Source organism: Klebsiella sp. HMSC09D12 (assembly GCF_001808475.1).
GTDB classification, from domain to species: Bacteria; Pseudomonadota; Gammaproteobacteria; order Enterobacterales; family Enterobacteriaceae; genus Klebsiella; species Klebsiella oxytoca.
Genome location: NZ_KV793504.1, coordinates 126,714 through 149,250, shown reverse-complemented (window position 1 = coordinate 149,250; position 22,537 = coordinate 126,714). Strand labels below are relative to the sequence as shown.

Sequence of the window (22,537 nt, the reverse complement as noted above, 5' to 3'; positions counted from 1 at the left end):
CCGCGCCGACGTCGCCCTTCACCATCGCGGTGACCAGGCCGGAGCCGACGTTTTCATAGCCAATCAGCTCAACGTTAGCGGCTTTGCACATCGCATCCGCCGCTTCAATACAGGCCACCAGACCTTTGGTTTCGATAAGCCCTAGCGCTTCTTTCATCAGGTTTTTCTCCGGTTAATCTATGATTTTGTAATGCGAGACGATTTTGTTGATGTCGTTATGCGGGCGGGCGATAACCAGAGAAGTCACCACTTCGCCGATGCGCTGCGCGGATTCGACGCCGGAATCCACCGCCGCTTTCACCGCGCCGACGTCGCCCTTCACCATCGCGGTGACGAGGCCGGAGCCGACGTTTTCATAGCCAATCAGTTCAACGTTGGCGGCTTTACACATGGCATCCGCCGCTTCGATACAGGCCACCAGACCTTTGGTTTCGATCAGACCTAATGCATCACCCATTTGCGTTCTCCTGGCCATCAGGCCTTGTGTTTAATGACGATTTTGTTGATGTCGTTATGCGGACGAGCGATAACCAGCGAGGTCACCACTTCACCGATGCGCTGCGCGGATTCCACGCCGGAATCCACAGCCGCTTTCACTGCGCCGACGTCGCCCTTCACCATGACGGTCACCAGCCCCGAGCCGATGTTTTCATAGCTAATCAGCTCGACGTTGGCGGCTTTACACATCGCATCCGCGGCTTCAATGCAGGCCACCAGACCTTTGGTTTCGATAAGCCCTAATGCATCACCCATGGTTTCTCCTCCAGAACAGGTTTTGTGATTCGGAAAACCGACCGCGTAACGGCGTCAGGACGCGGATGCGGCGTTCGGGGTTCACTATAGGGAATGGCGAATGAAGTGAAATTTAAATCTGCTGACGTGGTATTTTTAGTCTTTTACTCTGTGATTTAGATTGGTTAAGGCGCTTATTTATGCATTTGTGCTGCGATGGCAGGGCGGATTGAGTGACGATTGTGGCGCTTTTTTCACCATTTAGCCTGAGGCGGATTGATGTTAATAAGTTGCTAATTTATTGCAGATCGGGGGTAATTTATTCCCATGCTAAGTGTGGGGAGGATCGTGTTTTCTTCGGCAGGCTAAATGCAAAACGTGCGGTTTTACTAACGGGAAAGCGAGGAAGGAAAAGCGGGTGTGAGCTTAGTCAAGCTTGCTGCCGGACTTCAGCGTGCAGACGTAGAGCGGGGAGTTGATAGAGCTGAGAAGAATGGCTTTCTCATTGAGCTTCTGTGCGTTGAGGAACAGGCCATCGTGGCTGTCGGACATCTCGCGCATAAAGTAGTCGAAGATCACGTCCGGCGACTCATCGATGGACGAGGCGCTGGATTCCCACTTGCTGATGCGATAGTGGCGCTCGGTGGTGGAGATGCGCTTGCTGGTGTAGCTGAATTTGACGTAGCGCTGGAGGTAAAGCCAGCCGGCGGCGGAATCGGTGTAGCCTTCAACGACCATCGACCCTTTGCCGTTGGCGGCAAAGTTGAAATGGATATTGCCGTTAACGTTCTCCTTCTCCATGTTCTCAAAGCGCATAATCGCTTTTGTCGAACAGCTCATTACCCCGCCGTTTTCGACCGGCAGCAGCTTCCAGGCGCAGAACCCGGCGGCGGCAATAAACACCAGGCTGGAGAGGGCGAAAAAGGGGCGCGGGGCGATTCTCATTGCGGCTTCCATGAATAATAAAAATAGTTATCGCAGTAGCTGAACGGGTTATCTTCATGCATCGCGCAGTGGGCGAGGAACACCCGGCCCAGACCGTTGGTTTCCAGCCGGTCGCCATAGAAGAAGACGAAGCGTTCGCCGGGCTTACACTCCAGCTTCAGGCGTTGGCGTACAACATCAAAATTCTTGCCGTAGGCGCTTTCGGCAACGGATCGCAGCATCTCATCGCTGGCCAGCAGTTCGCACTGGCTGTGGCGTATTTGCGTCAGGGTAATGGGGTGCGCTGTGCTGCCGCCGAGAAAACTGCAGACCACCAGCAGCAGGGCGATGGTGAGCAGGCAGCCGCCGGCCAGATACCAGCAGGTGCCGCGCGCGTGGCGACTGGAAACGGTCTTCTGTTCTGCCGGGGCGGTGGCCAGATCTGGCTCAGCTTCTGCCGCAGGCGCCGGTTCCGGCTCCGGGCTGGCGTCGAGCATCTCGATAGCGAGGTCCGGATTGAGCTGCAGCAGTCCGCGCGATACGGTGACGATAATGTTGTCGATATCGTAGTGGCGAAAGGTTTTGCGCAGCATGCTCAGATATTGATTGAGATTGCTGTTGGATGAGGTTAACCCATTGTCATCCCAGACTTTTTTAAGCACTTCGTCGCGGCTGACCACCTCGGTGTGGCGCAGGAAGAACCACAGCAGCGCGTTGGCGGTGATGGACAGCTGGCTGTCCGCCTCATCGCTTCCCGGTAACGTTAGCGTGCCGTCCATTGCATCATAAATAAGACGGCCATGGATGTTATAGCGCATCGTGGCCTCAACATGCTTCACGCAGGAAGCGTCATCTTCGTCAAATCGCTGACCAGCGACTGCCGGTGCCCGGGGCTCATGGTGCGCCCCTCGGTTAATTCCGATAGCCAGATGCCGTCCGCCGCATAGCGCACCAGCGTGCCGGTATGGCTATTGTCCAGTTCATCCCCTTTCGCCAGATGGTCCAGCATCCAGTCGCGCCAGCATTTTCGCAGCACCGGTTCATCCGGCATGGCCAGCGACAGCACCATCAGCTGGCGGCTCTCCTGGGTGTCCGTGAGTTCCGGCGCCGACAGATAGCGCAGATAGGCGCGGGTAAATCGGCCATAAGAGACGTTATCCGCGGCCATAAGCTCTGAAATCGCTTCTTCCATAATCGCCAGCAGACGGGCAAAGAGAGCGAAAATCAGCGCCTGCTTGTTGGGGAAATGGTGCAGTAAGCCGCCTTTGCTGACGCCCGCTTCGCGCGCGACGGCGTTCAGCGACAGCGAGGCGATACCGTCCCGACCGGCGATAGTGGCTGCGGATTCCAGCAGTTGCTTATGCAGGCGGACAGGATCTTTTTTACGATGTTGGGCTTCCATATTCATGGCCCGAATCATACCGACCAGACGGTATGATTATTCTTGATCGCTATCAATATGCGAAGGGGCGTAGCGGGGCGTGATGCCGTTATTGCGTGGAGGCTCACAGTTCACCTTATGAATTGTGGTGATATTCGCCGCGCCGCGAATATCACCCACCGAGATTCACATAGGCTTCACGTGGATAGCGAGGCCATTTTCTCCAGGCGCCAGCTCCGGACGCAGGTTCAGAGAGGGGATCAAATAGTCGCCGTGATTCTGACGGCGGAAAGGAATGGGCGGCGTTTCAGAGAGGGTATCCAGCCGCCGGGCCAGCTCCTCGCGCAGGATGGCGAAGCGCTGTTCATCGAGTTTGTCGGTGCGGTAGAACACCACCGGCGGCAGCACCTCAAATCCGGGATAGAACAGCATCCCGTGCTGAATGGGGAACAGAATGTCGTCGATAGACCCGTTAATTCCACGCGGAGCATAGTGCTCCGCCCATCCGCCGGCGGTAACGACCAGCATCGCCCGTTTACCCGCGAACGTGCCTTCGCCGTAGCGATCGCCCCAGTGCGTATCGCTGTGCTCGCCGACGCCGTAGGCAAACCCGTAAGCGTAAACCCGATCAATCCAGCCTTTCATGATGGCGGGCAGTGAAAACCACCACAGCGGGAACTGGAAAATCACCGTATCGGCCCACAGCAGCTTCTCCTGTTCGCCCACGATATCCGCGCTCTGCGTGCCGTGAGCGAAGGCATATTGCGAATCTCGCGTCGCCCGCCAGCTTGCACCCACCGGCGGGGCGCTGCTGTCGTCGGCATCAAATCCCGCCTTCCAGCGCATGGCGTAGAGATCGGACACCTGCACGTCGTGACCGGCGTTTTGTAGATGTTGCACGGTAAAATCTTTCAGCGCGCCGTTAAGCGAACGCGGTTCAGGATGGGCGTAAACCAGTAATATTTTCATTGAAATCATCTCAGCATAAGGGAGAGCTGCAGAGTAGAGTTGGCGGCGCTATAGTAGAAATGAATTACTTTAATGACAGGTATAGTCATGGTTAATCTCCAGCGTCTGGATCTCAATCTGCTACGCACGCTTCACGTCCTGCTTAGCGAAAATAACGTCACCCGGGCGGCGCAGCGCCTCAACCTGTCGCAGCCGTCGGTTAGCGTCCAACTGGCGAGACTGCGGGAAATTTTCGCCGACCCGCTGCTGCTGCCGGGGCCACGCGGAATGCAGCCCACCGCCCGCGCCGATGAACTGCGCGGGCCGCTGCGCGATGCGCTGCTGGCGCTGGAGCTGGCGGTGGCGCCGGTTCAGCCTTTTGACCCGGCCACGGCGGCGCAGACCTGGCGGGTGGCGGCGACCGACTATATGGCGTCGGCGATTTTGCTGCCGGCGCTCAACGCGCTGCGCATCGCCTCTCCGGCCAGCCGTCTGGCGCTGTTTGAGCTGCAGCCTTCGCGGCTGGTTCAGCAGGCGGATCGCGACGAAGTGGATCTGTTTTTTCACACGCGCGATGGTGCACCGCCCGCGCTGCATCAGCGTTTGTTGTTCCACGAACGCTACGTGCTTGCCGGGCGGGCCGGGCACCCGGCGCTGCAGTCGGCGTTAACTCTGGCGCAGTTCTGCCAGCTGGAACAGGTGATTGTCTCGCCGGACGGCGGAGGATTCAGCGCCGCGACCGATAGCGCGCTGGCGAATCTCGGTCTGGCGCGGCGAGTTGTCCTTTCCGTGCCACATTTCCTGTTTATGCTGGAGACGCTGCGCAATAGCGAGCTGGTGGCGGTGCTGCCGGAGCGGCTGGTGAGCGGAGCTGCGGGTCTGACGGTGGTCGAACCGCCGCTGGCGGTCGCCGGATTTGATATGTTGATGCTGTGGCACGAGCGCTGGCATCGCGACCCGGCGCATCGGTGGCTGCGTCAGCAAATCGTAACGTCATTAGAGGAGAAGCCATGTTAAGCGGATTAAACCATCTGACTCTGGCGGTCAGCCAGCTGGCGCCGAGCGTGGCGTTTTATCAGCAGCTGCCCGGAATGACGCTGCGCGCGCGCTGGGATAACGGCGCGTATTTTTCCTGCGGCGACCTCTGGCTGTGCCTGTCGCTGGACCCTCAGCGGCGCGTTACCCCGCCGGAGGAGAGCGACTACACCCACTATGCTTTCAGCATTGCGGAGGCGGATTTCGCGCTTTTTGCCGGGCGGCTGAATGCGGCTGGCGTTCCGGTTTGGAAAACCAATAAAAGCGAAGGCGCGTCGCACTATTTTCTCGATCCGGACGGCCACAAGCTGGAGCTGCACGTCGGCAACCTCGCCCAGCGCCTGGCGGCGTGCCGGGCGAAGCCCTATAAAGGTATGGTGTTTTTTGGCGAGGACGAACAGGCGGCCGGGAACCCGTAGCCCGCCTAAGCGCAGCGCGAGCCGGGGAAAAGCGGAGGCTGCATTGCGCGTTGTTTCCCCGGAGGCGGCGCTGACGCGCCTTGTCCGGGCTACCGGCTCGCAGACGGCCGGGAACCCGTAGCCCGGCTAAGCGCAGCGCGAGCCGGGGAGATAAATCGCGCTAGCCTTCCAGCTTCAGTTCCACATTGCGCTTGAGCACCAGGCGCATCAGCAGGTAATAGACCACGCCAACCGCCAGCCAGCTCAGCCCAAGCACCTTGGCCTGCACGTCCATCTCATAAATCACAAAGCCGATAATGCACAGGCCAATCACCGGGAACAGCAGGTGCATCACCAGATTGCGTGACTTATTGCGGATCAGATAGTGGTTGATGACCGCAATATGCAACACCAGGAAGCCCATCAGCGCGCCGAAGTTCACCAGACGGCTGAGGTTATCGATATCGCCGTAGAACCAGAGGCCGGAAGCCAGCGAAATCAGCGCCACAAACAGGGTGCTAACGTAAGGCGTTTTCAGCCGCGGGTGCACTTTTGCCAGCAGCTGCGGCAGCTGCTTGTCGCGCGCCATCGCAAACAGAATGCGCGACACGGCGGCCTGCGCCACCAGGGCGTTGGCAATCCCCCAGGAGATCACCGTCGACCACATGGTGACATACTTCAGCCAGCCGCCGCCCGCCAGATTCGCGGTATCGTAGAAGGCGGTATCGAGGCTGCTAAACGTCATGCCCTGCGCCAGATCGGCGGCAATCCACGTTTGCAGGATAAACAGCGAACCGACCAGCATCAGCGCGCCCAGCGACGCCTTACCCACGGTATCCACGCCGCCTTTCGTTTCCTCGGACAGCGTGGAGATCCCGTCGAAGCCGAGGAACGAGAGCACGGCGATGGAGACCGCGCCCATCACCAGCGGCAGGCTGAACTTATCGGCGTTATAGAGCGGGTCGAGGGTCAGATGGCCCGCCCCGGCGCCGGAGTAGAGCGCAATCAGCCCGAGAACGACGAACACCGACAGCACCACGATCTCCGCGATCAGAATCGTGTTATTGGCGCGCGCGGTAAAGGTAATGCCGCGCAGGTTAATCAGGCTGTTAATCGCAATAAAGCCGACAATCCACAGCCAGCCCGGCACGCCAGGCAGCATAGGCGCCAGCGCCGCCGCGCTGACGATATAGAGCAGCGAGGGCACCAGAATATAGTCCAGCAGGATCAGCCAGCCAGCAAAAAAGCCGACAATCGGATGAATACCGCGCTGGGCATACGCGTATACCGATCCGGAGACCGGGAACGCGCGCGACATCGACCAGTAGCTCATGGCGGTAAAGAACATCGCCACCATACCGATGAGATAAGCCAGCGCCACCATGCCCTGCGCGCCGTCCCAGACGTAGCCAAAGACGCCAAACGGCGCGATGGGCACCATAAATATCATGCCGTAGACCAGCAGATCGCGGAACGTCAGCGCCCGATGCAGCTCCTGCTTATAGCCAAATTGTTCAACGCTCATGCATGCTCCCCTTCGACGCTCAGGGAGAGCTGTTCAGCCACTGATTTCGGTAAGGCATAGCGACAGGTTTTCAGCGGATCGACCACCTGACAGATTTGCAGGTCGCCGGCGATGCTCAGAATACTGATCGCTTCAGCCAGCGTCAGGGAGGTATTGTCGGCGATAAAATGCGCCATATTACGGGTGGCCAGGGCGGCGGCATCATCAAGCGTCTGTGCCGAAGCGAGGGTAAACAGGGTCTCGCTGTTTTCGAGCATCGGCAGCGGCAGGCGACGGTTTTTAACCACCGTCAGTTCGACCAGCACTTCGCCGGGGATTTCCAGACCGCAAACCGAAACTTCGCCATCGCCCATCGCGGCGTGTAAATCCCCCAGCCCGAACAGCGCGCCGGGAACGTTGACCGGCAGCCATAGGGTGCTGTCGGCGGTAATCATTTTGCAGTCCATATTGCCGCCGTGGCTATCCGGTGTGCCGCAGGAGATGGCTTCCCCGGCAGGCGCGACGCCGATCACGCCGACCATCGGGTTGAGCGGGACGCGCACGTTGCCGGGCAGCACGGCATGGTCGTTTTCAATCGGGACAATGGTGACCTTCGGGGCATCAAGCTCATCGCCAATCACTCCGAGCTGCGGTGCGGTGACCATCACCGCCTGATTGCTCGTCAGGGTAATGCGCTTGATGGTGACCTTGAGCGCATCACCCGGCTCGGCGCCCTCGACGTAGACCGGCCCGGTCGCCGGGTTGATACGCTGCCAGTCCAGTTCGTTGAACACGGCATCGGCGGAGGTGATTTGGTCGGAGAAGCAGTCGCACGTTTCAAACAGCACTTCGCTTCCGCTGCTGACGGTAGCGACAGGAGCGTTATCGCGCGACATGGCGTAGACCACCTGGTCTTTGGTTATTTTCATGACATTCATCCCGGTTATATTGTTGCGTTTTTATATTTAGAGTTTCCCGCAGGGGGAAGGAGTGAATTTATCGGGATTATTACAGGAAGGCAATCTGGTCAGGTTTTTCAAAAATAAATGATATATATTTGCTGATGAATCATGCGGTTAAATATTTTATTCTAATATTTTTATATGCTGGTTATTAAGTTGTTTGGCTGTTCAATGTTTTATTACTGGTTGTCATTTTTTCATTATTTACTGATATTAATCGTTTATATAGCAGATTACTCTGCGAAAATTTACGTGCTGGTCATTTAGCGCAATATGCCGGGGGAGCATTGATGATAATACCAAGGGATTTGGGCTCTCAAAGAGGGAAAACCGGAGGCGGTGCTGGCGCACCCGAGCGGGCTACAGGCCCGTAGGCGGCGGTGAACCTGTAGCCCGGTCATACGCAGCGCCACCGGGACCAGCCTATAACCTCACTCCGGCGCCCACTCCATCGCCACCTTCACCGCCATGCCCAGCTGCACCATCACCTCTTTATGTTTATCTATCGGCGGCAGAGCGCAGTTGATCCTTAAGCAGTTGCGGTATTTCCCGGATGCGGAAAACAGCGATCCCGGCGCGACCTGGATTTTCAGCCGGCACAGCTGCTTCGCGACGCAGACCATGTCCACCTGCTCCGGCAGCTCGACCCACAGCATAAAGCCGCCTTTCGGGCGGGTAACGCAGATCCCGCAGGGGAAAAACTCCCGCAGCCAGCAGGTGTAGATCTCCATATTGCGCTGGTAGATCTGCCGCATTCTTCGCACGTGGCGGTGATAGTGGCCTTCGCGAATAAAGTTACAGGCCGCCAGTTGGGTGGAGGGGACGTTGGTACCGCTGGCGGCATATTTCATCTGCAGCAGGCGATCGTAATAACGGCCGGGGGCAATCCAGCCGATGCGCAGGCCGGGAGCGATGGTTTTGGTAAACGAACTGCAGAGCATCACCCGGCCGTCGATATCCCAGGAATGGATCGTGCGAGGGCGCGGGTATTCGGTTGCCAGCTCGCCGTAGATATCATCCTCAAAGATAACGATATCGTGGCGCTGGGCGAGGCACAGCGCCGCCCGCTTGCGGGCATCCGGCATGATAAATCCCAGCGGATTATTGCAGTTGGGGACCAGGATCACCCCTTTGATCGGCCACTGCTCCAGCGCCAGCTCTAACGCCTCGATGCTGATCCCGGTTTCCGGATCGGTGGGGATCTCGATGGTTTTTAGCCCTAATCCGCGCAGCATCTGCATGGTGCCGTAGTAGCAAGGGGATTCGACGGCGACGATATCGCCGGGCTGACACACCGACAGCAGCGCCAGCGACAGCGCGCTGTGGCAGCCGCTGGTAAGTACCAGATCGTTGGCGGTGACCACCGATCCGCCGTCGAGCATCAGGCGGGCGATCTGTTCGCGCAGCTCGCGACGCCCGGCCAGCTCGTCGTAGTTCAGAACTTCGCTAAGGTTGTGCTGAATTGCCCGGCTCAGCTCGCGCCAGATAGGCTTCAGGCTTGGCTGGGTGACGTCCGGCGAGCCGCCGCCGAAGGGGATAATCGATTTATCGTGGCGGGCGTCGAGCATGGTCAGCACCTGATCCCACTGAGTGATCTCTACCGGGCGCTGGACCGGCCGCGACATCGGCGGCACCGGCGGCTGTGCTTTACGCGGGGCTACAAAATAGCCGGAACGCGGCTGCGGTACGATCAGCTGCTGCTGTTCCAGCGTCTGGTAGGCTTGCTGAACGGTGCTGATGCTGACGCCGTGCTCCTGGCTCAGGCTGCGCACCGACGGCAGCTTTTCGCCGGGGCGATACAGCCCCTGTTCGATGCGTTCTGCCAGCAGGCTGGCCAGATGTTGATAGCGGGTCATGCTGTATCCTTGATCGTCGCCATACAGATCAATAAACCAGTACAGATTGGCGGTAAAAGTGAGGTCTGCTGTACGTTTTAGCGAATCTGTATGTTAAAGAAAAGTATTTTGTGAATCTGTATTGTTTGGCCGCGGATCCGTGAAGATAAAGCCTCTGGCAAGGTGAGGAGGTAGAGGATGGAATTTCACGAAAATCGGGCAAGACAGCCGTTTATCGGCTTCGTATTTCTGGCGCGGGCGTTCAAAAAGTGGTGGCTTCGTGAGCAAACGCGCAGAACATTGCAGCGTATGAGCGACGAACAGCTAAAAGATGTCGGGCTGCGTCGGGATCAGATCAATTAAAAAGTGCGATTTTTTACCCGGCATTTTCCCGGAGGCGGCGCTTGACGCGCCTGTCCGGGCTACCATACCGCGCAGAGCTGTAGCCCCGGTAAGCGTGAGCGCGACCGGGGATGATACATTCACATAATTTATCAATTCATGCTTATCCACTCTTCGTTTCTTGATACTTATCGTGATAAGTATTATTTTCTTCACAGCTAAGTGAGGAAAGTAAAATGACCGAAGACGACCTGTTTGCCCGCCGCCCGATGGGCATGCGCATGGCGATGGTGGTGCGCCAGTGGCGCGCGATTATTGATTCTGCCATCACCGACACCGGCCTGACCCAGTCAAGCTGGACGGTGCTGATGCAGCTGCACCAACTGGGGGATAACGTCTCGGTCAGCGAGCTGGCGGAGGTGCAGGGCATTGAACTGCCGCCGCTGATGCGCACCCTCACGCAGCTGGAAAAGCAGGGCTATCTGCTGCGTTCAACATCGCCTTATGACAAACGCATACGCCTGCTGACGCTGACGACGGAAGGCCGCGCTATTCTGGAGAAGCTGAACCGCGTGATTGAGGCCTATCAACAGCGCGTCACCGAAACCCTCCCTGAAGCGCAGCTCGCCGCCTTTAGCGCCACGTTAAATCAAATCGCCTGCAATCTGCGGACTATCCGCGAAGAAGATAACAAGATCTAAAACACTATGATGACCCCTGAACAGAAATTTGCCCGCTGGGTAAGGGTGAGTATTGCCGCCTTCCTGGTCATATTCGCCTGGTTTATCGTTGCCGATATCTGGATCCCGCTCACGCCGGATTCCACCGTGATGCGCGTGGTCACGCCGGTCTCGTCGCGCGTCTCCGGCTATGTCTCCCATGTCTATGTGCATAACAACAGCCAGGTGAAGAAGGGCGATCTGCTCTATGAACTGGATCCAACGCCGTTTATCAATAAAGTGGAAGCGGCGCAGATCGCGCTTGAACAGGCGAAACTCAGTAACCAGCAGCTGGACGCGCAGATCGCTTCTGCCCGCGCCAACCTTCGTACCGCCCAGTACACCGCGCGCAACGATAAGGTCACGTTCGATCGCTATCAGCGTCTGAGCACCATGCAGAACGTTTCCCAGTCGGATCTGGATAAAGTGCGCACCACCTGGCAGACCAGCGAACAGTCGGTCAGCGCGCTCAACGCTAGTATCCACAATCTGCTGATCCAGCGCGGCGAGCGCGACGATGGGCGCAACGTCACGCTGCAGAAGTACCGCAACGCGCTGGAAGAGGCGCAGCTTAACCTCGGCTGGACGAAGGTCCGCGCGGAGACTGACGGGATGGTGAGCAACCTGCAGCTTAACCCTGGTCTGTACGCCACCGCCGCCACGCCGCTGCTGGCGCTGGTGAGCAATCAGACCGATATCGTCGCCGATTTCCGCGAGAAGAGCCTGCGCCACACCGGCGTGAATACCGATGCCGCGGTGGTGTTCGATGCGCTGCCGGGCAAAGTCTTCCCGGCGCACGTCACCAGCAGCGATGCCGGTATTCTGGCTGGACAAGAAGAAGTTAACGGCCAGCTATCGCAGCCGGAGCAATCCACCCGCTGGGTGCGCGACGCGCAGCGCATGCGCATTCACGTCGCTCTGGACGAGCCGCTGGATAAGCCGCTGCCCACCGGCGCCCGCGCCACGGTACAGCTCTATAACAGCGATGGCCCGTTCGCCCGTACCTTCGCCGGCGCGCAGATCCATCTGGTGAGCTTCCTGCACTATGTCTATTAATACCCTGGCGCGGGTCTTCACCCCGCACGGCAACATCGTCTACACGGCGAACGATTTTCGCCAGACCTTGCGTATCGCCGTGGCCGGTACTATCGCGCTGAGCATATCAACTTTCTATGACGTGCAGTACGGCGTCTTCTTCGTGGTTTATCCGCTGATGCTGCTGTCGCTGGTGCCGGTGTTTAACCGCCACGTGGCGCGGCAGTTTGTGTTCAGTGCGGCGGTGAACTGCGTCGAAATGGTGTTAATCGTCGGCTATTTATCGCAGTGGCCGGTCATCATGACGCTGGTGGTGTTTGGCCTGTACGTGATGCGCTTTCGCTTTATGAGCCAGGGGCCGCTGTTTCTGCTGGGGTCGATGGGCGTGGTGTGTCAAAGCACGATGCTCAACTTTATGAGCTATCCCACCAGCAACTGGCACACGCTGATGTTCTCCAATATGGAGGCCTGCGTGATGGCGGTGGCGCTCAGCGCGCTGCTGAACTACTTCATCCCGGACGTTGAACCGCGCAAGCCGCCGCCGCGCATTGAAAAAGATGCCGCGCGTATCCGCCACGAATCGCTGCTTTCCGGCAGCGTGGCGACGATGATCTTTGTGATTTTTCAGGTCTGCGATCTGAGCGACTCGCTGTCGGCGCTGATGGCGGGCATCTTAATTCTGTTCCCGATGCACTATCGCGGCGCGGTGATCAGCTCGATCTGGCGCGTGGTGGGGGTGGTGCTGGCCTGCCTTTATATCCTGGTGGTGCAGCTGATTATCTACGACTTCAGCAACCATATGGTGCTGATGATGCCGTTGATTGGGCTGGGGCTGGCGTTTAGCGCCCGGCTGCACGTGATGGAGAAGGTGGGGGCAGGCGTTGGCTTCGCCAGCATCACCACTATTGGCATCATGTTCGGCCAGAACCTGCATCCGGACCAGGACCTGGTGTTCAGCGATCTGTACCGCATTACCTCCGTGACCGTGGCGCTGATCGTTACGCTGACCATGGTCTTTCTTATGCATCGGCTGCTGAACTGCTTTGCGCCAACCCGGTTCGTGGTGACCGAATAAGCTCAGGCCGCCAGCGCCCGCTGCGCATCGCGAAAAGCGTTATGCAACAGCCGCCACATATGATGCGCCGCCGGGGAAAAGCGGCGATCGGAGTTGCGTAGCAGATGGCACTGGGCGCTGCTGGCAATAGGATGGTCGATAGGAACCGCCCGCAGAATACCGTGGGCGATCGCCTCCCGGGCGGCGTATGCGGTCATAAAAGAGACGCCTAATCCCGCCTGGCTCAGGCTCATGGCGGTCGAAAAGAGGTTGCAGCGATAGGCCGGGTGAAACTGCCGTCCTGCAGTTTTAAACATGGCGTTCATATGGCGCTGCAGGCCAAAGCTGTCGGTGAGCGCGATCAGGCGATAGTGTGTGAGCTCATCGATAGTGACGGCGGGCAGGGCAGCGATGGGATGCTCAGGAGAGACCACCGCGCAGATGGGGCCCCACTGAAAGCTGTGGCGTTTAAGCTCAGGGTTGCCGATGGGGCCGAAGGCGACCGCCATATCCGCTTCGCCGCTGGCGATATCGTTGAGCATCTCCTGCATGCTGCCGACAATAATATCCACGAACACGTTAGGCCAGGACTGAGAAAAGGTGCTCATCACTGATTCAATAAAGGTGGTGACCAGCCCGCCGCCAATCCTCACCGAGATAGTCCCGCCGCGCATATGGCGTAAATCCTTCAGGTGACTTTCCAGCTTTTCCCGGCGCTGACGGCTTTCGTAGTAGTCCTCCGCCAGCAGACGCCCTGCTTCGGTGAGCACCACGTTTCGTCCCTGCCGCTCCAGCAGAGGTAGCTCCAGCGCCCGTTCCAGCTGCGCTATCTGGCGGCTGATGACTGACGGATTAATCCCCAGCATATCGGCGGCCCGGCGAATGCCTCCCTGAATCCCGACTTCATACAGATAGCTCATAGGCCTCTCATGCAACATCGTTTCTCACTCCTTTGTTGACCTCAGGTCAACAATAACACCCTTTCACAGGTATTTATCATCCCGACGAGTTATAGATAATCGTAATTCGGACAAAAACTGGCAGGGAGGAAAAATCTCATCGCTTATTCCCGGCTTGCTATTAAGTTTGCAAGGCTCAGGAAGTCGAAGAATAAGAAATCGTGATGGTACTGACTGAGGGAATATGGAAAAGCTTATCAGCCGAAATAATAAATTTGAATAACAATAAATTGACATAATTTCAAATTGCAAACAATCGCACTAACATTTCATTATGTGAGGACAGGGTATGAGTGAAAATAAAACGTTGGAATGTTCCTCCGACGAAACGACAAATGAGTGGAAAGTCGGGCCCGGGGCCTGGATTTCACTGGTCATCGTATTATTAGTTTTCTCCGGGCTGCTGTTTAAAGTGGAGGGGATGGCCTGGCTGGGGGCATTTGACTTTACCACTCTCGGCGGTGCGTTCGGCACCATGAAAACGCCGGAAACCAACACCTTTATCGGCAGCGGCGGCATCAGCGCCAAGGCCGGTTTTCTGTTTGCGCTATCGCTGGTGCCCACGGTGATGCTGGCGCTGGGGCTGCTGGAGATATTTACCCATTACGGCGCGATTCGCGCCGCGCACAAACTGCTGACGCCGCTGCTGCGCCCGCTGCTCGGGATCCCGGGTTATACCGGACTGGCGCTGATTACCGATTTACAGAGTACCGATGCTGGTGCTGCGCTAACCAAAGAGCTGTATGACAGCAAGAAAATAAACCGTAAGGATCTGGTCATTATGGGGGCCTGGCAATATTCCGGCGCCGGTCTGATAAATAACTATTTCTCGATTGGTTCAGCGCTTTTCGCTTCGTTAACCATTCCTATCATTATTCCGCTGCTATTAATGTTTGTGCTGAAATTCGTCGGCGCGGCAATCACCCGTCTGGTACTGAATACTGCTTATAAAGGCGATTTTGAAAATGAATAATTCGGCAAAAGTCTCCAGTAACCCGTTCGATATTTTCGTTATCGGCGCGCGTAAAGGATTTAATATCGCCATCAACAATCTGATGCCGAATGTATTAATGGCTTACGTGATCGCCGAGATGCTGAATTTGCTCGGCGTGATGCAGATAATCGGCCACGTCTGCGCGCCGCTGATGGGCCTGTTCGGCCTGCCGGGCGAAGCGATTACCGTGCTGCTGACCTCCTGGCTTTCCGCCTCGGCGGGAACCGGCGTGGCGGTGAGCCTGTTGAGCAAAGGCACCCTCAACGTGGCGGATATCACGATTCTGATCCCGGCGATTTTCCTTATGGGGTCGCAGCTTCAGTACATGGGGCGCCTGCTCGGCGTGGCGGATGTCCCGAAAAAATATTGGCCGCTGCTGATGGCGGTGAGCATTATCAATGCCGTCATCGCCATGCTGGTCATGCGCGTGATTGCATAATAGAAGGCAAGGAGTCAAACGTGTCGCGAACTTTAGAGCATTTCAATTATCTGCACCAAATTCCTGAACTGGGCTTTGAGGAGTACAAAACGTCGGCATACATCGGCGATGCATTAGAAGCCGCGGGGTTTCAGGTGCAGCGCAACGTCGGCGGTACCACCGGCATTGTTGCGCTGCTGGATAGCGGTAAGCCGGGGCCGGTCGTGGCGCTGCGGGCGGATATGGATGCGCTGGGCCATATGATTGATGGCCGCCTGGAGGCTCGCCATACCTGTGGCCATGACGGGCACTCTTCGGTGGTGTTGACCGCCGCGGAAGAGATCCTCGCCGAGGGGCTGGTAAAACGCGGGAAGCTGAAAATACTCTTTCAGCCTGCCGAAGAGCTGGGTACAGGGGCGATCGCGCTGACGGAAGCGGGCGTGCTGGACGACGTGGAGATGCTGTTCGGCTTCCACCTCAGGCCGCTGGAGGAGTGTCCGAAGGGCAAGGCGGCGCCGGCGATGTACTACTCCGCCTCGGCGACGGTGATGGCCGACTTTCACGGCAAAGCCGCACATGCCGCCCGGCCTCATCTGGGCGTTAACGCGCTGGATGCCGCGTCGCACGCGGTGCAAGCGGTAAACGGCATTCATCTGGCGCCTTCGCTGACCTGGAGCGCAAAAGCGACTCGCTTCCTGTGCGATGCGGGGGTAACCAATTCGGTGCCGGCGAAAGCGCACGTGTGCTGGGATTTGCGCAGCGCGGAAAATGACGGTATGGCGATGCTGAAAGAGCGGGTGGTACGGGCGATAGAGAGTAGCGCGGCCGCTTACGGCGCCACCGTCGATATCCAGATCGTCAAGGAGATGCCTGCCGCGATTATCGATGAACAGGCCACGGCTATCGTCAGCCAGGCGATTCGGGAAACGTTTGGCGAAGCCGGCTTAACGGCAGCGAAGAGTACGCCGGGCAGCGAGGACTTTTTCCACTACCTGCGCCTGCGTCCACAGGTGAAGGGCGGGTTCTGGGGGCTGGGCTGCGACCTGCTGCCGGGGCTGCATCATCCGGAGATGCACTTCGATCGCGCCGCGCTGGCGGATGGCGTGCGGGTGTTTAAATCCTGCATTCGCCAGCTGCTGGGATGAGAGGATAAATCCCGACCTTGCGCTCGTTTCACGCCGGGCGGTACCCGGCATACAAACGGTGATTGCGCTCGCTGTACGCCGCCGGGCGATGATTCACGCCCTGGTTACGCCTGCTGCGGAAACTGAGCCAGCAGCTGATAATCATCCCCGGCCACGCGAAACAGAGCTTCCGTCTGGCCGGGGAGAATCCACCTCTGCTCTTCGCCCGGCTCACAGCTCAGATAGATGCAAAGCCCGCAGCCGCCGCGCAGCTGGCGCGGAATATCCTTCACCCGGAAGGTCATGCCCGCCGCCTGCAGGGCTTTACGCATTCGCACCACCCCCACCGTTGAGTGAAATAAAAACAGATATTCCGTCACCGGCGGCTCCTCTGACGTAAACCGATCAGCGCCGCGCCGATCGCCCCGGCAAACTGTGCGTCGGGATGCGTCTGTACCTCCATACCCACGTGCCCCTCCAGCCTCCGCGCGAAGGCCGCGCAGTGGCTGACGCCGCCGGTAAACAGTAGCGGGCCCTGCGCCGACAGACGGCCGATAAAATTGGCGCTGCGTCGGGCCATGGCGTTGATCACCCCGGCGAGGATCGCCTCCGGCGGCACCCCGGCCGAACGCAGGCTAATGACCTCCGATTCGGCAAATACCGTACACATGCTGGTAATCGCATGGGGCTCAATACCATCGGTGATGCTGTCGAGCTGCTCGACGCTGGCCCCCAGCGTACGCGAAATCACCTCCAGGAAGCGCCCGGTGCCCGCCGCGCATTTATCATTCATCAGGAAATCAGTCAGATTACCCGCCTCGTCCAGCTGGATAACCTTACTGTCCTGGCCGCCGATATCGATGACCGTGCGAGTCTGCGGGGCCAGCAGGCGTGCGCCGAGTCCGTGGCACGAGATCTCGGTGACCTGCTTATCGGCGAAATCCACCAGTTGGCGTCCGTAGCCGGTTAAGGTTAAAAAGGGGGGCTCGCTTAGCCCAGCGCGGAGCGTTTCCCACGCCTCAACGATGGCGTCGGCGGGGCGAAACGGCGTCGGGCAGAGAAAGCGGCGCTGAATCACGCCGTCGTCGAGCAGGATGCCTTTGGTGGCGGTCGATCCGGAATCAATCCCTACGGTAACTGTCACGCGCGCTCCTAAAGCATCTCAATGAAGGCCGCCACGCGGGTGCTGAGCTGACCGATATCCGCCGTCGAATAGTCGGTCTCAATGGCGATGTAGGGGATGTTGTGCTGCTGGCGCACGTGGCGTTTTATCGCCAGCGATTCCACCGCATAGGTATGGCAGGCCTGCAAAATAACATCCACCACGCCGTCTGCCTGATACTCGTCCACCATCTGGCTGAGCAGATCCAGGCGCTGGTCGTTCGGCGAGATGCAGGAGCAGCCGATAGCGAGATACTTATCGGTCAGGGCGTCGTAAACGTCGCCAGTCTCCTCCACGCAGCGCTCGGTGGCTTTCGCGCCGGTGCAGTTTTCAAAACCGACCACCCAGCCGCCGTTGTCTTCAATGGCCTTCACCACTTTTTCCGCCGCCCCGCCGATCGGGCAGCCGGTGATCAGAATACGCGGCCGCGCCTCCAGCCCTTTCCCCTCTTGCCACTGCAGACGCACCCGATCGGCCATGCCGTTGAGTTCATCGATTAGCGCCGCTTTATCGAAGCGAAAGGTCGCACCGTAGACCACTTTTAAAATATCGCTACCGCTGAGCGCGGGCGGATTGAGCTGGCCGACGCGATAAAAGTTCGCCAGCGCCCGCCTTTCGCGGTTCTTGAGGATAATCGCGTCGCGCAGGGAGGCTTCGGTGATCGGCGTACCAAAGCGATCTTCCACCGCCTTTTGCAGGCGCAGGATTTCCGCTTTCCACAGCGCTCGCGAGGCATCATCGCTGGCGCTGTTCGGCAGCTGCATCACATGTACGGCTTTGAATTCAGCCATGTATTCATACATTTTCTTTTTGCCATCGCAGGTGGTTTCGCCCACCACGAGGTCGGAAAAGTAGAAGTAGGGGCATTTGTCGGTCTTGCCAAAACCGTAGCTGCTTTTTATCAGCGGACAGAGGTTGCGCGGCAGATCCTTTTCGGCCTCTTCAATCGTCTCGTCGGAGGTGGAACACAGCGACACCACCACCGCGCCCGCGGCCAACGGGATCTCCTGCGGCATAAAGGTGCAGTAGGTGCCAACCAGAGGAATATTTTGCTCTTTAAGCTCCATGACCGTGAGGAAACCCTGCTGGCGGGCTGAAGAGAAGTGGTCAAAAATGGCGGGTAGATCGGTGATAAGCGACATGGTTTTCCTTCCCCGTACACGGGAGATGATGAAAGAGGTCGCATTATAGCCACATTTTGTATGGGTATTTATTGATCTTCCGCTAATAGACTTTTTTCAGATCCATCTCTTCCTGAATTCGATCGCTCCATGCAAGGTGGGTGGCGATGGCCGCATCAATCCCGGCGTTATAAAACATTGGACCCAGCTCTTTCGCGATAAAGTCGACAAAAAATTCCGCGTCAAATTGCTCCAGTTCCAGTTCAAAATTCTCCTGGCAGTATTTATACAGCTTTTCGCGTAGCAGATCGCGTTGCGGCGGGCTGAGATCTATATCGCTCATAGCGTTCCTTAATCAATATTGTTACGGTTAAACAGGGCTGCTGATTATATCCGATCGCGGGGAGTCAGTTGTGATATGGCGTGATGTTTTTGGCCATAACGAAGGAGGTTGATTAAATCGCTCAGGAGCTAATTGTGACTGAGATCACAGTATTCTCGTTAAAATGAAGACAATAAGAGCGATTCTCATAACTTCATGAATTTAAATGAGATAACATGTTTTTCATGGTGTGAATAACATTTAGTTGCGCTCGCCTTTTTTCAGCATGCGGTATCTGGATGAATAATCTATAGACCTGTTTTCAGGTTATCTGGCTTACGGATTTTTTCTATAAGTATATTCTGACGGCGATTCATTTATCAGGGGTGAAGGATGAAACGCGTAAAACTGGATATGAATGTTTTTGACGCTGCTCTGATGCGCCTGGATTGGGTATTTGATACCTTCGAGCAGGTCTGTTTATCTTTTTCCGGCGGTAAAGATTCAACGGTATTATTTCATCTGGCGGCAGCCGTTGCGCGTAAAAAAGGGAAAAAATTTGCGGTGCTGTTCGTGGACTGGGAGGCGCAGTATTTATTAACCATCCAGCACGTGCAAAATATGAAAGAGCGCTATCAGGATGTGGTGAGCCGCTTCTATTGGGTGGCGCTGCCGATGACGACGGTGAGCGGCGTATCGCAGCATGAGCCGGAATGGGTCGCCTGGCGGGCCGGGGTTGAATGGGTGAGGCAGCCGCCCGAGGATGCCATCACCGATGCCGGTTTTTTTCCTTTTTATCAGCCGGAAATGACCTTTGAAGCGTTTATTCCGGCCTTTTCCCACTGGCTGGCCGCGGGTAGAAGTCTTGCTTCGCTTATCGGCATCCGCACCGACGAGTCGCTGCATCGCTACATGGCGCTTACCTCGCAGACCAAACTGCGCTTTGAGGAAGATAAGCCGTGGACGACCGCCTCGCCGGAGGGATTTAGCTATACCTGCTATCCCCTTTATGACTGGCGGACCCGCGACATCTGGATCTTTAATCATAAGTCACGACTCCCCTACAACCCGCTTTATGACCTGATGTATCGCGCCGGGGTGCCGCTAAAAAATATGCGCGTCTGCGAACCCTTCGGCCCCGAGCAGCGGCGCGGGCTGTGGCTGTATCACATTCTTGAGCCGGAGACCTGGGAGCGGATGTGCCGACGCGTATGCGGCGCGCACAGCGGTGCGATTTATGCCAACGCCAGCGGCGACTACTTTGCGCTGAAGACCAAAATCCGCAAACCGGCGCATTTTAGCTGGCGCGAGTATGCGCTCTTTCTGCTCGACAGCATGCCGGAAAAAACCGCCGAGCATTACCGTAATAAAATCGCTATTTATCTGCACTGGTACCAGACCCGCGGGTTTCCCGACGATATCCCCGATGAGCAGGAAAAAGATCTCGGCTATCGCGATATCCCTTCATGGCGCCGCATCTGTAAGACGCTGCTGAAAAACGATTTCTGGTGCCGGATGCTGTCGTTCAGCCCGACGCAGCCTAAGCACTATGAGCGCTACTGTCGACTGATGAGTAACAAACGTAAAGAGTGGAGGACGCTCTGATGTCACCGGATGTGGCTAAGACAGTGATTGAATATCTCGAGTCGTTTGACGATGTTGACCTGAAAATCAAAGCGATTAACGAGCTGAAGAGCCTGATCCACCAGCACAGCCCGTTCTGCCGCGAGCCGGTGGACTGCGTGCTGTGGGTTGAAGCCAAAACGGTTGAGGCGAATGACTACAATCCTAACGTGATGGCGACGGTGGAAAAAAAGCTTCTGGAACGATCTATCGAACTGGATGGTTTTACCCAACCGGTAGTGGTGGCTCGCCAGCAGCGACGGCACCTGGTGGTGGATGGTTTTCATCGCCACCTGATTGGGAAGAGCCGCCCGGAGCTGAGCCGGCGTCTGCATGGTTATCTCCCGGTGACGCTTATCAATGCTGAGCGCGAGGGGCAGAAAGAGCGTATCGCCGCCACTATTCGCCATAATCGCGCCAGGGGTAAACACCAGATCGCGGCGATGTCCGATATCGTCCGCGATTTACATCGTCAGGGCTGGGACGATCGGCGCATCGGCGAAGAGCTCGGTATGGATGCTGATGAGGTGCTGCGTCTGAAACAGATCAGCGGCCTGACGGAGCTGTTCGCCGACGAGAGCTTTAGCGAAGCCTGGACCGTGGAGTAGCGCCTTTCGCTACTCCTGCTGTGCCAGCATGGCTTCGGGACGCTGGCGTATCCGGCTTAACAGCCCCGCCAGACAGCACGCGGCCGCGATCCCTGCCGTTACCCCCAGCAGATGGAACGGCAGCCTGCCGCCGTTAAACCACAGCCAGCGCGCCGCTTCGATAGAAAGTGCGCTGACGCTGAGGATCACGATATTCAGCGACGCGGAAACGGTGCCCTTTGGCAGATCGTTGGAAAACAGGGTAAAGCGGAACAGCGTCGGGAAGATCAGGCCAATGCCGAAAGCGTAAAAGCAGGTGCCGATCACCGACCACAGCCAGACGTGCGGCCACAGCAGGTTGCCGAGGATCAGGATCGCCAGCCCGGTCATCTGGATGGGCACCGCGCGCCAGATAAAGCGTGGGCGGGTGGGGTCTTTGACCCAGCGCGCTACCGACAGGTTGGCAATAATCACTGCGCTGAAGACCGGTACCTGGGTCCAGGCAAACTCGGCGGTGGTCAGTCCGCCGTCGTCAATCAGGATAACCGGCGAGACCGCAACCCAGCTCATCAGCGGAATATAGCTGAGCGAGAGCGTGGCGGCGCCGAACAGGAAAATGCGGTTGCGGAAGACATCGCGAAAATCGCGCAGTACGCCGCTGGCGCTGAAGGGAACGTCGCCGCGGCGGACGGTTTCCGGCATGTTCAGCAGCAGACCCAGCCAGGCAATAAACCCCATCGCCGCAATGATCCCGAACAGCACCTTCCAGTGCACGAAATGCATCAACGCGGCGCCGGAAAGCGGACCAATGATCGGCGCGATCAGCACGATCGAGGTAATAATCGCCATCAGCTTAATGGCTTTTGTCTGGCCAAATGCCTCCTGCACGGTGACGTAGCCGACCGTGGCGATAAAGCAGATGCTGGTGCCCTGAACAAAACGCGCCGCGAGGAACTGCTCCATTGAGGTGGTGAACAGGGTCGCTACGCAGGCCAGGGTAAAGATCAGCGCGCCGGTGAGCAGCACCGGACGGCGGCCGATACGATCGGAGAGCGGCCCGAGCAGCCACTGTAGCGCCATGCCACCGGCCATATACAGACTGACCGAGGCGGGAGCCAGCGCCACGTCGGCGTCAAAATCGCGCACAACGTGGATAATCCCCGGTTGAATAAGGTCGGTGGTCAGATAGGCGGCAAAGTCATACAGGATCAGCGCCGCCGGAAAGAACAGCGTGGCGGAATGGCGGGCGAAAAAACGGGTCATCCATTGCAACATCGGTGGGCTCCTTGTTGAGTCTCTACGCAACGACGATCGGAAAGGGGCGAATCTATCCTGAGCTTGCGTGTTAAAACAGCGGT

27 protein-coding genes are annotated in these 22,537 nt (G+C 57.6%); 11 read left to right on the top strand and 16 right to left on the bottom strand.

All coding sequences use genetic code 11. From position 1 onward, the window contains the following. The 7 genes from HMPREF3178_RS31940 to HMPREF3178_RS24540 form a co-directional block, all read right to left on the bottom strand. Positions 1-157: BMC domain-containing protein (locus HMPREF3178_RS31940; RefSeq protein ID WP_228705150.1), on the bottom strand; the 157-nt coding region annotated here is incomplete at its 3' end. 15 nt (positions 158-172) lie between these two features. Further along, positions 173-457 carry a BMC domain-containing protein gene (locus HMPREF3178_RS24565; protein ID WP_004108664.1) on the bottom strand — a complete coding sequence of 95 codons (285 nt, stop codon included), beginning with the start codon at positions 455-457 and terminating at the stop codon, positions 173-175. A gap of 17 nt (positions 458-474) precedes the next feature. Beyond that, complete coding sequence (locus HMPREF3178_RS24560) at positions 475-753, bottom strand: BMC domain-containing protein (RefSeq protein WP_004098239.1); 279 nt, start codon at positions 751-753, stop codon at positions 475-477. Positions 754-1,158: 405 nt separating this feature from the next. Beyond that, entirely contained in the window at positions 1,159-1,677 is a 519-nt protein-coding gene (locus HMPREF3178_RS24555; RefSeq protein WP_004108661.1) for a FidL-like protein, read from the bottom strand. Beyond that, positions 1,674-2,474, bottom strand: a complete 801-nt coding sequence (locus HMPREF3178_RS24550; protein ID WP_004108658.1) for a winged helix-turn-helix domain-containing protein — start codon at positions 2,472-2,474, stop codon at positions 1,674-1,676. Before HMPREF3178_RS24550 ends, HMPREF3178_RS24555 begins: the two co-directional genes overlap by 4 nt. Positions 2,475-2,491: 17 nt before the next feature. Next, entirely contained in the window at positions 2,492-3,076 is a 585-nt protein-coding gene (locus HMPREF3178_RS24545; protein WP_004108647.1) for a TetR/AcrR family transcriptional regulator, read from the bottom strand. Positions 3,077-3,223: 147 nt separating this feature from the next. Continuing rightward, entirely contained in the window at positions 3,224-4,006 is a 783-nt protein-coding gene (locus HMPREF3178_RS24540) for an NAD(P)H-dependent oxidoreductase (protein WP_004108645.1), read from the bottom strand. 87 nt (positions 4,007-4,093) lie between these two features. Here HMPREF3178_RS24540 and HMPREF3178_RS24535 point away from each other — a divergent pair, with 87 nt between their 5' ends. Both HMPREF3178_RS24535 and HMPREF3178_RS24530 read left to right on the top strand, forming a co-directional pair. Continuing rightward, entirely contained in the window at positions 4,094-5,002 is a 909-nt protein-coding gene (locus HMPREF3178_RS24535) for a LysR family transcriptional regulator (RefSeq protein ID WP_017145062.1), read from the top strand. Continuing rightward, entirely contained in the window at positions 4,996-5,439 is a 444-nt protein-coding gene (locus tag HMPREF3178_RS24530; RefSeq protein WP_017145061.1) for a FosA family fosfomycin resistance glutathione transferase, read from the top strand. The genes HMPREF3178_RS24535 and HMPREF3178_RS24530 overlap by 7 nt, the downstream gene beginning before the upstream one ends. 160 nt (positions 5,440-5,599) lie before the next feature. Here HMPREF3178_RS24530 and HMPREF3178_RS24525 read toward each other — a convergent pair whose 3' ends face one another. The 3 genes from HMPREF3178_RS24525 to HMPREF3178_RS24515 form a co-directional block, all read right to left on the bottom strand. Further along, positions 5,600-6,943 carry an APC family permease gene (locus HMPREF3178_RS24525; RefSeq protein WP_017145060.1) on the bottom strand — a complete coding sequence of 448 codons (1,344 nt, stop codon included), beginning with the start codon at positions 6,941-6,943 and terminating at the stop codon, positions 5,600-5,602. Then, complete coding sequence (locus tag HMPREF3178_RS24520; protein WP_017145059.1) at positions 6,940-7,851, bottom strand: acetamidase/formamidase family protein; 912 nt, start codon at positions 7,849-7,851, stop codon at positions 6,940-6,942. The genes HMPREF3178_RS24525 and HMPREF3178_RS24520 overlap by 4 nt, the downstream gene beginning before the upstream one ends. A 464-nt stretch (positions 7,852-8,315) precedes the next feature. After that, positions 8,316-9,740: an aminotransferase-like domain-containing protein gene (locus tag HMPREF3178_RS24515; RefSeq protein WP_004108631.1), complete on the bottom strand. Its 1,425-nt coding sequence runs from the start codon at positions 9,738-9,740 to the stop codon at positions 8,316-8,318. Positions 9,741-9,917: 177 nt separating this feature from the next. Between HMPREF3178_RS24515 and HMPREF3178_RS24510 the strand changes: the two genes are divergently transcribed. From HMPREF3178_RS24510 to HMPREF3178_RS24495, 4 genes are all read left to right on the top strand, one after another. Next, positions 9,918-10,082, top strand: a complete 165-nt coding sequence (locus HMPREF3178_RS24510) for a DUF1127 domain-containing protein (RefSeq protein WP_004108628.1) — start codon at positions 9,918-9,920, stop codon at positions 10,080-10,082. A 215-nt stretch (positions 10,083-10,297) separates the two neighbouring features. Continuing rightward, the gene (locus HMPREF3178_RS24505; RefSeq protein ID WP_004108626.1) at positions 10,298-10,762 is read left to right on the top strand and encodes a MarR family winged helix-turn-helix transcriptional regulator; all 465 of its coding nucleotides are present in this window, start codon (positions 10,298-10,300) and stop codon (positions 10,760-10,762) included. Between the two features lie 6 nt (positions 10,763-10,768). Further along, complete coding sequence (locus HMPREF3178_RS24500) at positions 10,769-11,836, top strand: HlyD family secretion protein (protein ID WP_004108624.1); 1,068 nt, start codon at positions 10,769-10,771, stop codon at positions 11,834-11,836. Beyond that, complete coding sequence (locus tag HMPREF3178_RS24495) at positions 11,826-12,890, top strand: DUF2955 domain-containing protein (RefSeq protein ID WP_004098265.1); 1,065 nt, start codon at positions 11,826-11,828, stop codon at positions 12,888-12,890. The genes HMPREF3178_RS24500 and HMPREF3178_RS24495 overlap by 11 nt, the downstream gene beginning before the upstream one ends. A gap of 2 nt (positions 12,891-12,892) precedes the next feature. Here HMPREF3178_RS24495 and HMPREF3178_RS24490 read toward each other — a convergent pair whose 3' ends face one another. After that, a complete protein-coding gene (locus HMPREF3178_RS24490; RefSeq protein ID WP_004108616.1) occupies positions 12,893-13,807 on the bottom strand; it encodes a LysR family transcriptional regulator in 915 nt (304 codons plus the stop codon). A 310-nt stretch (positions 13,808-14,117) separates the two neighbouring features. On the opposite strand from HMPREF3178_RS24490, the gene HMPREF3178_RS24485 reads away from it, so the two are divergent. The 3 genes from HMPREF3178_RS24485 to HMPREF3178_RS24475 are packed head-to-tail and all read left to right on the top strand — an operon-like array spanning position 14,118 to position 16,385. Beyond that, positions 14,118-14,801, top strand: a complete 684-nt coding sequence (locus tag HMPREF3178_RS24485; protein WP_004108614.1) for a nucleoside recognition domain-containing protein — start codon at positions 14,118-14,120, stop codon at positions 14,799-14,801. Beyond that, entirely contained in the window at positions 14,794-15,261 is a 468-nt protein-coding gene (locus HMPREF3178_RS24480; protein WP_004108612.1) for a YjiG family protein, read from the top strand. The genes HMPREF3178_RS24485 and HMPREF3178_RS24480 overlap by 8 nt, the downstream gene beginning before the upstream one ends. Positions 15,262-15,281: 20 nt before the next feature. After that, entirely contained in the window at positions 15,282-16,385 is a 1,104-nt protein-coding gene (locus tag HMPREF3178_RS24475; RefSeq protein ID WP_004108610.1) for a M20 peptidase aminoacylase family protein, read from the top strand. Between the two features lie 104 nt (positions 16,386-16,489). On the opposite strand, the gene HMPREF3178_RS24470 is transcribed toward HMPREF3178_RS24475, so the two are convergent. From HMPREF3178_RS24470 to HMPREF3178_RS24455, 4 genes are all read right to left on the bottom strand, one after another. Further along, positions 16,490-16,744 carry a putative Se/S carrier protein gene (locus HMPREF3178_RS24470; RefSeq protein WP_004108608.1) on the bottom strand — a complete coding sequence of 85 codons (255 nt, stop codon included), beginning with the start codon at positions 16,742-16,744 and terminating at the stop codon, positions 16,490-16,492. After that, positions 16,741-17,508, bottom strand: coding sequence for a putative 2-hydroxyacyl-CoA dehydratase activator YjiL (gene yjiL / locus HMPREF3178_RS24465; protein WP_004110300.1), 768 nt, complete (start codon positions 17,506-17,508; stop codon positions 16,741-16,743). The genes HMPREF3178_RS24470 and yjiL overlap by 4 nt, the downstream gene beginning before the upstream one ends. Positions 17,509-17,516: 8 nt before the next feature. Next, positions 17,517-18,668 (bottom strand): double-cubane-cluster-containing anaerobic reductase, encoded by a 1,152-nt coding sequence (locus HMPREF3178_RS24460; RefSeq protein WP_017145057.1) that lies wholly within the window; start codon positions 18,666-18,668, stop codon positions 17,517-17,519. Positions 18,669-18,750: 82 nt separating this feature from the next. Beyond that, a complete protein-coding gene (locus HMPREF3178_RS24455; protein WP_004108602.1) occupies positions 18,751-18,990 on the bottom strand; it encodes a DUF2164 domain-containing protein in 240 nt (79 codons plus the stop codon). Positions 18,991-19,362: 372 nt separating this feature from the next. On the opposite strand from HMPREF3178_RS24455, the gene HMPREF3178_RS24450 reads away from it, so the two are divergent. Together HMPREF3178_RS24450 and HMPREF3178_RS24445 are read left to right on the top strand one after the other, a co-directional pair. Next, positions 19,363-20,574, top strand: a complete 1,212-nt coding sequence (locus tag HMPREF3178_RS24450) for a phosphoadenosine phosphosulfate reductase (protein WP_017145056.1) — start codon at positions 19,363-19,365, stop codon at positions 20,572-20,574. Then, on the top strand, positions 20,574-21,200 hold the full coding sequence (locus HMPREF3178_RS24445; RefSeq protein ID WP_004108598.1) for an IbrB-like domain-containing protein: 627 nt from the start codon (positions 20,574-20,576) through the stop codon (positions 21,198-21,200). The genes HMPREF3178_RS24450 and HMPREF3178_RS24445 overlap by 1 nt, the downstream gene beginning before the upstream one ends. A 9-nt stretch (positions 21,201-21,209) precedes the next feature. Here HMPREF3178_RS24445 and mdtM read toward each other — a convergent pair whose 3' ends face one another. After that, positions 21,210-22,454, bottom strand: a complete 1,245-nt coding sequence (gene mdtM / locus HMPREF3178_RS24440; protein ID WP_004108596.1) for a multidrug efflux MFS transporter MdtM — start codon at positions 22,452-22,454, stop codon at positions 21,210-21,212. Positions 22,455-22,537 lie beyond the last annotated feature (83 nt).